This is a genomic window from Streptomyces sp. SID5785, from assembly GCF_009870065.1.
Lineage (GTDB): Bacteria > Actinomycetota > Actinomycetes > Streptomycetales > Streptomycetaceae > Streptomyces.
In genome coordinates this window covers 1-458 of sequence record NZ_WWIA01000667.1, presented here as the reverse complement: position 1 = coordinate 458, position 458 = coordinate 1, and the positions used below count along the sequence as shown (strand labels likewise).

Below are 458 nucleotides of genomic sequence, written 5' to 3'. Positions count from 1 at the left end.
GGCGCCGCTCGCGCCGGTGCACCGGATCGCCGCCGAGCGGGCCGCCGCGTCGCTGGCCGTGGTGCTGATGCAGGCGCGGCAGGAGGAGGAGCTGGCGGCGCGCGGCCGCGGTGACTTCCTCACCGATCTGGCGGAGGGCCGGATCACCCCGGAGGACGCCCCGGCGCAGGCCCGGGTGCTCGGCTTCAAGCCGGCCGGGCAGGGCCCGCTGCTGCCCGTGGTGATGCGGATGCCGGAGGCGTCGGTGGGCGCCGTGGGCCTGTCCCCCGGCGGCGGCTGGGCCGTGCTCGCCCGCGCCGTGTCGGAGGAGCTGGCCTCGGTCGGCGTACCGGTGCTCCTGGGGGTGCGGCCCGTCGAGGGGCGGGTGCCGCTGCTGCTCGGGCTGCGCTCGGACTCGGAGCGGACCGCGGTCGCGGACCGGGTCGCGGCGGCGCTGCGGGCCGGTGTCGAGCGGGCCG

At 80.1% G+C, this 458-nt stretch carries 1 pseudogene; it reads left to right on the top strand.

Annotation, left to right across the window (positions count from 1 at the left end):
• Positions 1-458, top strand: a pseudogene (locus GTW43_RS21740) (PucR family transcriptional regulator); the annotation flags it as partial.